Origin of the sequence: Solwaraspora sp. WMMA2059 (assembly GCF_027497315.1) — a bacterium.
Taxonomy (GTDB): Bacteria; Actinomycetota; Actinomycetes; order Mycobacteriales; family Micromonosporaceae; genus Micromonospora_E.
In genome coordinates, this window is the sequence record NZ_CP114908.1 from 3,970,452 (window position 1) to 3,980,248 (window position 9,797).

The 9,797-nt window shown below is 69.0% G+C and carries 9 protein-coding genes; 4 read left to right on the forward strand and 5 right to left on the reverse strand.

Features of this window, described 5'->3' with window-relative positions:
- Positions 1-38 precede the first annotated feature (38 nt).
- Complete coding sequence (locus O7553_RS18080) at positions 39-2,996, forward strand: glycosyl hydrolase (RefSeq protein ID WP_281550905.1); 2,958 nt, start codon at positions 39-41, stop codon at positions 2,994-2,996.
- Between the two features lie 148 nt (positions 2,997-3,144).
- On the opposite strand, the gene O7553_RS18085 is transcribed toward O7553_RS18080, so the two are convergent.
- Positions 3,145-3,990 carry a serine/threonine-protein kinase gene (locus O7553_RS18085; protein WP_281555656.1) on the reverse strand — a complete coding sequence of 282 codons (846 nt, stop codon included), beginning with the start codon at positions 3,988-3,990 and terminating at the stop codon, positions 3,145-3,147.
- Between the two features lie 127 nt (positions 3,991-4,117).
- Positions 4,118-4,477 carry an STAS domain-containing protein gene (locus O7553_RS18090; RefSeq protein ID WP_281550906.1) on the reverse strand — a complete coding sequence of 120 codons (360 nt, stop codon included), beginning with the start codon at positions 4,475-4,477 and terminating at the stop codon, positions 4,118-4,120.
- 432 nt (positions 4,478-4,909) lie between these two features.
- Here O7553_RS18090 and O7553_RS18095 point away from each other — a divergent pair, with 432 nt between their 5' ends.
- Positions 4,910-5,305 (forward strand): hypothetical protein, encoded by a 396-nt coding sequence (locus O7553_RS18095; RefSeq protein ID WP_281550907.1) that lies wholly within the window; start codon positions 4,910-4,912, stop codon positions 5,303-5,305.
- A gap of 80 nt (positions 5,306-5,385) precedes the next feature.
- On the opposite strand, the gene O7553_RS18100 is transcribed toward O7553_RS18095, so the two are convergent.
- Entirely contained in the window at positions 5,386-5,775 is a 390-nt protein-coding gene (locus O7553_RS18100) for a hypothetical protein (RefSeq protein WP_348650056.1), read from the reverse strand.
- Positions 5,776-5,980: 205 nt separating this feature from the next.
- Between O7553_RS18100 and O7553_RS18105 the strand changes: the two genes are divergently transcribed.
- On the forward strand, positions 5,981-6,418 hold the full coding sequence (locus O7553_RS18105; protein ID WP_281550908.1) for a hypothetical protein: 438 nt from the start codon (positions 5,981-5,983) through the stop codon (positions 6,416-6,418).
- A gap of 176 nt (positions 6,419-6,594) precedes the next feature.
- Entirely contained in the window at positions 6,595-7,011 is a 417-nt protein-coding gene (locus O7553_RS18110) for a hypothetical protein (protein WP_281550909.1), read from the forward strand.
- A 106-nt stretch (positions 7,012-7,117) separates the two neighbouring features.
- Here O7553_RS18110 and O7553_RS18115 read toward each other — a convergent pair whose 3' ends face one another.
- Complete coding sequence (locus O7553_RS18115) at positions 7,118-8,416, reverse strand: hypothetical protein (RefSeq protein WP_281550910.1); 1,299 nt, start codon at positions 8,414-8,416, stop codon at positions 7,118-7,120.
- A 524-nt stretch (positions 8,417-8,940) separates the two neighbouring features.
- Positions 8,941-9,699, reverse strand: coding sequence for a serine protease (locus O7553_RS18120; RefSeq protein WP_281550911.1), 759 nt, complete (start codon positions 9,697-9,699; stop codon positions 8,941-8,943).
- Between the last annotated feature and the right edge of the window lie 98 nt (positions 9,700-9,797).

The following is a 9,797-nucleotide window of genomic DNA, read 5'->3' on the forward strand; positions in this document are numbered from 1 at the left end:
GCGATCGTGGACCGCGCCCGACCCGACCCGGAGGCACCATGAACCTGTCGATCCGTGGCGCGCGAACAGGTCGTACGCCGCGCCGGATCCTGGCAGCCACCACCGTGACAGCGCTGGCCGCGACCGGACTGATCTTCGGCGTACTGCGCACCGCCGACGCCGCCACCGTCGGCGCCGGCAGCTACACCACCACCCGCCCGGCGGGCGCCGCCGCCCCGACCGCCTGCGGAAACATCTCCGCCAACCCCCGGCAGTACGTCACGGGCACCGCCCCGGCCGGGGCGGTGCCGACCAACGACTGGTGGTCGTCGCTGCTGTTCAAGCGGTACAACTGCGCCTACTCCGACCCGCTGCACGCCCACCCGATGTCGTTCCAGCCGATTGCTGGCGGGCTCGGCGTCTCCTACACCACCGAGGCGGCGATCTCCGGTACGTCGACCGGCGTCGGTGAGTACCACTACCCGTACACGCGAGAGTTCACCCTCGGCGTCGCCGGGCTCAACGCCCCGGACGTCAAGGTCGACGGCTGGACCGACTGGACGGTCAGCCCGTACTGGTCCGACGGCGCCCGCACGCTACGCGCCACCGTCGGCCACGGTCTGCCGTTCGTGTACGCCCAGGTCACCGGCGGCAACGCCGAGCTGTCGTTCCCCGGCACCCCGACAGTCTGGCACCACAGCGGCACCCGGGTCGGCTTCTCGATGCGCGGCCACGACTACGTCGCCTACGGCCCCAGCGGAGCGACCTGGTCCGTCAACGGGACCACGATCAGCTCCACCCTCGCCGGCCGCGGCTACTTCTCCGTCGCACTGCTGCCGACCGGCGCCGGCACCAGCGCCGCCCGGCGCACCGCGCTGATGGACAGCTACGGCCGGTACGCCCACGCCCACGTCACCGGCACCCGGGTCAGCTGGAGCTACGACCAGGCCAGCAGCACGGTCGACGCCACCTACAGCTTCACCACCACGGCCCGGGAGGGCTCCGCCACCGGCACGGTCGTCTCCCTCTACCCGCACCAGTGGAAGCACCTCGACGGCGCCAGCCCGATCGCCGAGACCTACGTGTCGGCCCGCGGTCCGATGCGCAACCTGGTCGGCGCGACGTCGTTCCGGACCGCGATGCGCTTCCACGGCGTACTGCCGGAGGTCCCAGCGGTGGCCACCAGCGTCGGTGCCGACCTCGCCACGCTCACCGCGCACCTGGACCAGGCCGCGTCCGGCGACCCGCTCGCCGGCTTCGACAACGACACCTACTGGACCGGCAAGGCGCTCGGCCGGGCCGCCCGGCTGGCCGAGATCGCCGACCAGCTCGGCCGCACCGCCCAACGCGACCATTTGCTCACCGCCATCCGGAACCGGCTGACCGACTGGTTCACCGCCAGCCCAGGCAAGACGCAACGGGTGTTCTTCTACGACCAGGCGTGGGGCACTCTGGTCGGCTACCCCGCCTCGTACGGATCCGACACCGATCTCAACGACCATCACTTCCACTACGGCTACTACATCGCCGCCGCCGCGACGCTGGCCAAGTTCGACCCCACCTGGGCGGCGACCAGCCAGTACGGCGGCATGGTCAACCTGCTGATCCGCGACGCCAACAGCTGGGACCGCAACGACCCGATGTTCCCGTTCCTGCGCGACTTCGACATCTACGCCGGCCATGACTGGGCCGCCGGGCACGGAGCGTTCTTCGCCGGCAACAACCAGGAGTCATCCTCGGAGGGGATGAACTTCGCCAACGCCCTGATCCAGTGGGGCCTGGCCACCGGCAACACCGCGATCCGCGACGCCGGACTGTACATCTACACCACTCAATCGGCGGCCATCCAGGAATACTGGTTCGACTCCTCGGACACCAACTTCCCGGCCTCCTTCGGGCACCGGTCGGTGGGCATGGTCTGGGGCGACGGCGGGGCCTACGCCACCTGGTTCAGCGCCGAGCCGGAGATGATCCAGGGCATCAACATGCTGCCGGTCACCGGTGGCTCGCTCTACCTCGGCTACCGGCCGGACTACATCGCCACCAACTGGAACGCGCTGGTCACCAACAACGGCGGCCCGCCGACGGTCTGGCAGGACATTCTCTGGTCGTTCCAGGCGCTCGGCGACGCCAACGCCGCCCTGACCAATCTGCGGGCGAACCCCAACTACCCGGTCGAGGAGGGCGAGAGCCGGGCGCACACGTTCCACTGGGTACGCAACCTGGCAGCGTTGGGTCGGGTCGACACCGGCGTCACGGCGAACACTCCACTTTACGCGGTGTTCGACCGCAACGGTGCCCGCACCTACGTGGCGAGCAACTTCACCTCGTCGCCGGTCACGGTCACCTTCTCCGACGGTACCCGGATGACCGTGCCGGCCGGCCAGACCGCCACCACCGGGGCGCACACCTGGAGCGGCGGCACCGCCACCGGCACCCCGACCAGCCCGAACCCGTCACCGAGCCTGCCCCCCACGCCGCCGGCCTCGCCCACGCCGGACCCGACCACCCCGCCGGTCACTTCGGACCTGTTCCACCTGCGGTCCGCCGGGGTGCTGAGCAACACCGCCGGGACGAACGCGACGACGGTCACGGTGCCGTCGGCTGGCGGGGCGAACTACGACGGTACGCCGCACAACCCGGTCACCTTCCGGGCCTGCGGGTTGACCGGTGCGTACCGGTCGGCAGCCACCACGTTCGACCTCCAGGTGGACGCGGGCACCTCGGTCGGTGCGGGTATCCAGGCCCGGGTGTCGTACGACTTCACCGGCTCCGGCAGCTACGGCCGCACCGAGACGTACCACTACTTCGCCACCGATCCGGTGCCCGGCACCGAGACCTACCGGCAGAGCGCCGGGCTGCGATCCGCCTCAGGAGAGTTCCGGGCGATGAGCAACGGGTGCGTCCGGCTGGAACTGTGGAACGCCATCGGTAATGCAGCGACCACGGTTCGGGTCGACGCGACGAGCGCCGACACCGGCCGGTCGACCCTGCGGGTGCCGTTCCGGATCGGCTGATCTGACCGCTGAAGGAGGAGGAACCCTTTCCCGACGCTCGGCGCCGGGAAAGGGTCCTCGCCGTCGACGATGCCGGACGTGCCGCGACGGCGGAGCCACTTCCCGGACATCGGCCATACTTTGCACGATTCCCCAGATTGACCGACAACTAACATAACTGGGACAAAACGCCGCCACTCGCCCTGTCGCAGCCGCTATTGCCGAGGCTGCCGCCGAGCAGGTCCCAGAGCGCGAACGCCGCCTCGACACTGGTCGGTCGGTTCTCCGGACGCTTGCTCATGCAGGCCCGACAGAGATCGGCCACGGGACGCGGCAACCCGGCGACGGCCAGCACCGGAGTGGGAGCCAGGGCCCCTGTCCGCACGCCGGTCGCCGGCGACCCCGGGCCGACCCCCAGGTACGGCAACCGGCCGGTCAGCATGTGGTAGAGCAAGACGCCGAGGGAGTAGACGTCGTCGCCCGGTCGGCCGGAGCCAGCCACCGTCCCCGACGCACGGCCGGCCGGCGGCGGATCCGCGAACCGGGCCAGGCCGAAATCAATGATCTTGGCACCGGACCGGGTCAACATCACGTTGCCGGCGGTGAGATCCCGATGCACAACGCCCCGCCGGTGAGCCACCGCCAGCACGTCTGCGGCGGTCCCCGCGGTGCGGACCGCGGTGGGCCAGGGCAATGGACCGCCAGTCAGCCGGTCTGCCAGCGACTCGCCGCAGATCAGCTCCATGACGACATACGACGACGTGCCGCCCCCGGGTAGCGGCAGTTCACCGACGTCGTAGACGCGGGGCACACTGGGATGCCGCAGCCGCTGGGTGAACGACGCTTCCCGGCGAATGTCGTCCCTGGCCCGTCGGTCGCCGGCGGCGGCCGGTGCCAGCAACTTGACCGCGAACGGCCGGGCCGAGTCGACGTCGATCGCCTGGTAGACAACCGACACCCCACCGCGACCGATCGGACGAAGAAGGACATAGCGCCGGAGAATGGTGGTACCCACCAGCAACCATGTCACGATAGATCATTTTCCGGCAGGACAGCGCTACCGACAAGATCTACCGCCGGGTGTTAACACGACCCTAATCAGCCGTTCGAACTGCGACCTGCCGCCACCGAGCACCACGAGCTCAGGAGAGCGGCACCTCACGCTCGGCGCCGTCACCGACGTACGGCTCGGGAGCACCGAACAGGCCGAGCAGCCCGGTCACCCACAACTGACGGTGCACGAACCGGCTCGGCTCGGTCACCACCAGCTTGATGCCGCTCACCTCGGCCGCCTGGAAACCGGCGACCATTGCGCTGATGCCAACCGAGTCGATGAACGTCACCAGCCGCATGTTCAGCTGGATTCGGGTCGGACGGCCGTTGGTCAGTACCGCCTGCACCGCTTCGCGCACCTCGTGCGCGGTATCCACGTCGATCTCACCCTGTGGTGAAATCTCAACCACTGCACCAGGCAGCGTCGATGTGACAACCGACAGGCTCACGCGAGCACCTCCACTCGCCCATCCGGGCGTCTCGTCAGTACGCGGGCCGCGACCGAGAGTATTCCGGTGCGGGCATCACCGCCAGCTTTCGCCGGGCCGGATCCGCATCCGACGGGCACAAATATCGCTAACAATCAGACAACCCGCATCATAGCCCCCTGCGCGCTGAGCTACGGCACGGACACCCGGGGCACGATTCGTTGCGGCACGGGCGCCTGAGGTGCCGACCACGAACCTCGGGTACCCACCGGCCTCCGGCTCGGCGCCGGCTGTCATCCCAACAGTAGCGGTCCGGTACGACAGAAGACAGCCGTAACAGCACGACGACAAGGGGGTTTGCCGCCGACCGGGGCTGGGCACGTGGAGGCAACCGCAGCGCGCCACGGCTCGCCGGGCGCTTCCGGCAGCCGTGGCGCTGGAGGAGGTAGCAGCATGTTCGCGACCAACCTGATGGAGCACCGCCGCAAGCCGCAACGCATCACCGACCAGGCCTGGGCGCATCTGGTCTCGGCGGTCGACTCCGCCGGTGACGCCGCTCGACTGGCCCACCGGCACACCTCGAACCTCGCCACCGAGACCGGAGCGCGGATGGGCCCGGCCAGCGCGGAGGCGCGGCACCGGGCGCGGGCGGCCGTCGACGCGCTCGCTGGTCGTCGCCGGGCCGTGCCGTGGGCGTGGCTCGCCGGTGCGGCGGCCGCCGGAGTGGCCCTCGGCTGGCTGGCCGGGGCGATGACCCGGTCGGTGCTCCGGCCCGGCGAGCGGTCCGACGAGGCCCGCATCGAGTTCGTCGACGTGGACGAGCCGGCCGGCAGTACCCCGCGGCGGTGACCCGGCACCGCCGCGGCACGACCGCCGGGGCGGCGTCGACCGACATCGACGCCGCCCTGGTCATGGACCCGCCACCCGGCTCAGTGCGTGGCGCAGCTCACCCCTGCCGGAACTGCGTTGCCCGCTGTCCAGTCGGCCAGGAAACCCGGCGTGGTGCTGCCCCCGGGACCGACCTTGAACGGCAACTCGGTCGCCTGCCAGGTGTCACCTCTGTCGGTGGAGCGCAGGATCGCGCCGTTGTTCGGGTCCCAGTCGTTGGTGTACATGCCGACTGCCGCGTACAGCCGGTTGGTCTGCACCGGGTCGGTGGCCAGGCTGAGAACACCGTTCCAGCCCCAGCGGTCCCAGCCCACCCAGTCCAGTAGTGGGATCCGCGACTGGACGGCCTGGTTCCAGCGGTAGGCACCGCCGATGTCGGTCCGGGCGTAGACGAGATCGGGTTCGGTCTCGTTGAAGACGATGCCCGGCACGAAGCCACCGCCGGGGGTGGCCCAGGCCCCCTCTCCTGGCTTGCCGACTCCCGCAACCGGCCGATCTCCAGACGTTCACACACTCCTCGACAGGGTGTCAATAGTTTGGTCGGCAAACAAAAAAACCCCCACCACCGGCCCATCCGGCGATGATCGGCGACGGTACGTACGCACCGGGCGGCGGCGTCGACAGTAGGCTGGCCCGGTGGGGCAACGGGACCAGCAGGACTGGGCGCGGCAGCGCCGGCAGGCGATCGCCGCCCACGCGGCCGACCAGCAGCGCCGCCGGGCCAGCGAGGCCCAGCAGGCCGCGGATCTGCTCGCTGACTTCGTCGCGACCGCCCGGCACCACGGAATCGCCGTGCAGAACCTGTCCGCCCGACCACACCACGGCCGGGGCCGGTACCGGACCGGGCTGCACGGCTGGTATCTGAAATCGGACCGCACCCTGGCCGTCGGTACGGACGGGAAGCTCTACCTGTTGACCGTCCCGGCCAGCCTGCGGTCCAGGCTGACCGGCGCACGCGTCTCCCCGATGGAGCCACGACTGGTGATCGGTGCCGGTGGTCGCGACGGCGAGTCCATCCCGCTCGCCACCCTGCTCGACCGGCGGCTCGCCGCGGGCCCCGGGCAGTCCCGCTGACCGGAGACGCACCCTGTCCTCGATTGGACATGACCAGACGCTGGTTACTCTCCGCTGTCAAGCATAAGCTTCAAGTCACTTGCCGTTCTGCTCGGGCCCGGCGGACGGCACCGGTTCCATCCCTTTCGGCAGCCCGCGTCCACGCCGCGGAATGCCAATCTGCGAGGAGTCCCACCATGTCCGAGTCATTCAGCGCAGAACGCGACGCCGGCATCACCGAACAGCCGCCGGTGTCCAAAACCGAACGGGAGCAGGCCAGCATCGCGCTGGTCCCCGCCACCACGTCCGGAATGCCGCCGACCGCCCAGAGCTTCTTCGCAGTCGTCAACGCGAACGGCAGCCTGGCCCGTGGCTTCGGCGCGGTCTCCGCGACCCGTCTCGCCACCGGCACGTACCAGGTAGTCTTCAGCCACAACCTGACCGGGTCGGCCTACGTCGGCAGCATCGGTCTGTCCGGCAGCCTCGGCGCGTCAGCACCGGGTGAGATCACCGTCGTGGGCCGGGCCGGCGTCCCCAACGGGGTGTTCATTCAGACCTTCACCAGCGCCGGAGTACTGGCCGACCGTGGCTTCCACCTGGCGATCCTCTCCTGACCGGCCGGTTTTGTTGATCAGCCCAGAACCGTCGTACGACCGGAACGGCTGCGGGCCCGGACTCGTTCGGAGTCCGGGCCCGCAGATCGTTGAGCTACCAGGTTGGTCAGTTCACTTCGATCCGGACCGAGTCGAAGGCTGGCGTCTGATTGGCCCGCTCCGACATCGGCAGCCGGTGCGAACCGTCACCGGCCCAGACGGAGCACTGCGCGGTACCGGACTGCGGCATTCCCGAGACCTGGATGGTGATCTGGTCCGGCTCGCGACCGCCGCCGCCGTCCTCGGTCGCCACGAAGAACTCCGGCGCCGGAGCCGGGTCGGGCGCGACCTCGGTCGACTGCAGCATCCGGCACGCGGTGTGGAAGTGACCACGGGTCAGGCCCTGCTCGTCGAGCAGCGAGCTCTCGACGTAGTAGCCACCCTGAGCCGCCGGGAGGAAACGGTCCCGGACCAAGTTACGAGTGCTGACCCGGATGGTGAACGGCTCATCCACGCCGACCTCGTCCGGGAACTCGGTGATCAGCAGCGACGGGTTGTTGGCCGCCGCGCCGACCTCACCGAACTGCGTGTCGATACAGCGGTTGCCGACCTGGAAGCCGTCGTGGTCGTCCAGGTTGCTGTCGTCACAGCTGTTGGCCAGAATCTCCAGCCCGTTGTCGCCGTCGTTGTTGCCGTCGTTGTCGTTACCGTCGTTGTTGTTGCCCTCGTCTCCGCCACCGTCGTTGTCGTTACCGTCGTTGTCGTTACCGTCGTTGTCGTTACCGTCGTTGTCGTTACCGTCGTTGTTGTCCGGGCGGTTGACGAGTTCGCAGGTGGCCAGCTCGTCGAGCCCGCGCGGACGCGGCGCGACCCGGCCGATGGCGATCTCGATCCGGTCCAGGGTGGCGGCCCGCTTACTGGCCAGCGGGCCGAGGATGGCGTTGTTGATGAAGTTCGGCCCACCCTCGCCTACGCTACTTGCGAGCCGGTTGTTAGCCTCCTCGATCTGGTTCTCCAGCAGGCCGAGGTTGCGCTCCACCTCGGTACGCGCCGCAGCGGGGACCTCCGGCAGACTGTCCACTACGGATGGGCACTCGATGGTCGGAGCCGCGACGAGGGTCGTACCGCTTTCACACTCCTCGAGCGTGATCTGTCCGTCACCCCAGTGGTGCCGCACCTCGCGGCCGTTCTCCTGGGTCACCGTGGTGGTCACGCCGCCTTCAGCAGTGGAGCCAGGGCTCGGGGCCACACACTCCGAGGCGGTACGCAGCTGGTCGTTGGCAGATGAGACCTGAGTGACCGCGACGATGCCCGCGAACACCGTGACCGTACCGAGGACAGCGATGATGCGTTTGTTGCGGCCACTGACAGTGCGCTGGTTTCGGCCACGCGGGGTCGAACTGCGCCGTTGTGCCGACCTGTACATGGGGGTTACCTACTCCTTCTCGTCGAGGGCGGCGCGGTTGACAGGCGTCGTCCGGTGGGGCAGCCGTGTTCTGCTGGCTGGTCAAACGGGTGCCTTCAAACGCCCACTTCCATTGCCGGAACGAGTTCGCACCACGTTTACGGGAAGCCACGCTAAAAGTGAGTTCTCTGGGCTGTCAAGCAGCCCGATCCCGTATCCGGGGTGTCTCACGGTTAGTGGAAAATTGGCGGGCATCCCTCAACCCGCCGACATCATACTTTCGGTCAATGGGCCGGGTTCAACATCGGCTCAAAAATCTTGTTTCGGCAGCTCAGGGTCGTCCGGCGGGCACGGGCCGTATTCACCTCGTTCGACCGACAAGACGGATCACGTACCGCAAGCGACCACCTGGGAACTCAGTGGGATCGCGCCGGGTCGAGCCGATCCCGCAGTGAGAAAATCCACCCGCCGGGCGATCGCAGGGGTGCGCCGCACCGGCGGACCGGTGCGGCGCACGAAAGGGTAGGGGATCAGGCTGGTACGGGTCAGGCAGGCAGTCCGCCCACCTGGGTGTCGATCCAGGAGCGGATCGACGGCAGGTCGCCGTAGATTGACGGGCCGGTGGCACAGGTGGAGTTGTTGTTGCCGGCGCGGCTGGTGGCCCCGATCAGGTACCACCGGCCGGAGACCATCCGGACCTGCGGACCGCCAGAGTCGCCGTAGCAGGCACCGGCGTTTCCGTTGGTGTTGTTGGTGCAGATCTCATAGCCGGCGTCGATGCCGAGACACCGGCTGTCCGCCACGATCGAAGTGTCCAACTCGTGGGCGACGGTCGGGGCCGAGCCGCAGCCACGGGGAGCGCAGGTCTGGCCCCAGCCGATGATCCGGGTGGCGGTGCCGACCGCCCCGGAGGCGGTCGGGATCGGTGCCGGAGCATAGCTGACCGAGCTGGCCAGCTGCATCAGCTTGACGTCGATCCGCGGGTGGTTGACCGCGCGGATCACCCGGACCACCGTGCCGCCGCTGGTCCGGTTGACGCTGCCCACCCGTACGGAGCTCGGGGTCGGGCAGTGCCTGGCGGTGACCACCCAGTTCGACTTGATCAGGGAGCCGGTGCAGCCAGAGGTGTAGACCATGAACGGGTAGTTCTCGGTAGCCGGACGGCCGTTCACCACCAGGATGCCGATCTCGTCGGCGGTGCTGGACGGCGGCGCGGCCTGCGCCGTGGTGGCCGGCAGCACAAGGCTGGCGGCGACGAACCCGGTGGCCAGCAGCATCCGGGACAGGAGCGGGAGTGCCTTCATCGTGCGGTGTCCTCATCGTCAGGGGGGTACGCGCCGACCCGATGGGCGGCGCGGCGACAGAACAGGTTGTTCGGCCTTGTCGGACAGGCGCTGCTGGG

What these genes read in the sequence shown, in the direction of transcription:
- O7553_RS18080 (WP_281550905.1), top strand. Translation starts at nt 39, where the DNA reads ATGAACCTGTCGATCCGTGGCGCGCGAACAGGTCGTACGCCGCGCCGG.
- O7553_RS18095 (WP_281550907.1), top strand. Translation starts at nt 4,910, where the DNA reads ATGTTCGCGACCAACCTGATGGAGCACCGCCGCAAGCCGCAACGCATC.
- O7553_RS18110 (WP_281550909.1), top strand. Translation starts at nt 6,595, where the DNA reads ATGTCCGAGTCATTCAGCGCAGAACGCGACGCCGGCATCACCGAACAG.
- O7553_RS18115 (WP_281550910.1), bottom strand. Translation starts at nt 8,416, where the DNA reads ATGTACAGGTCGGCACAACGGCGCAGTTCGACCCCGCGTGGCCGAAAC.
- O7553_RS18120 (WP_281550911.1), bottom strand. Translation starts at nt 9,699, where the DNA reads ATGAAGGCACTCCCGCTCCTGTCCCGGATGCTGCTGGCCACCGGGTTC.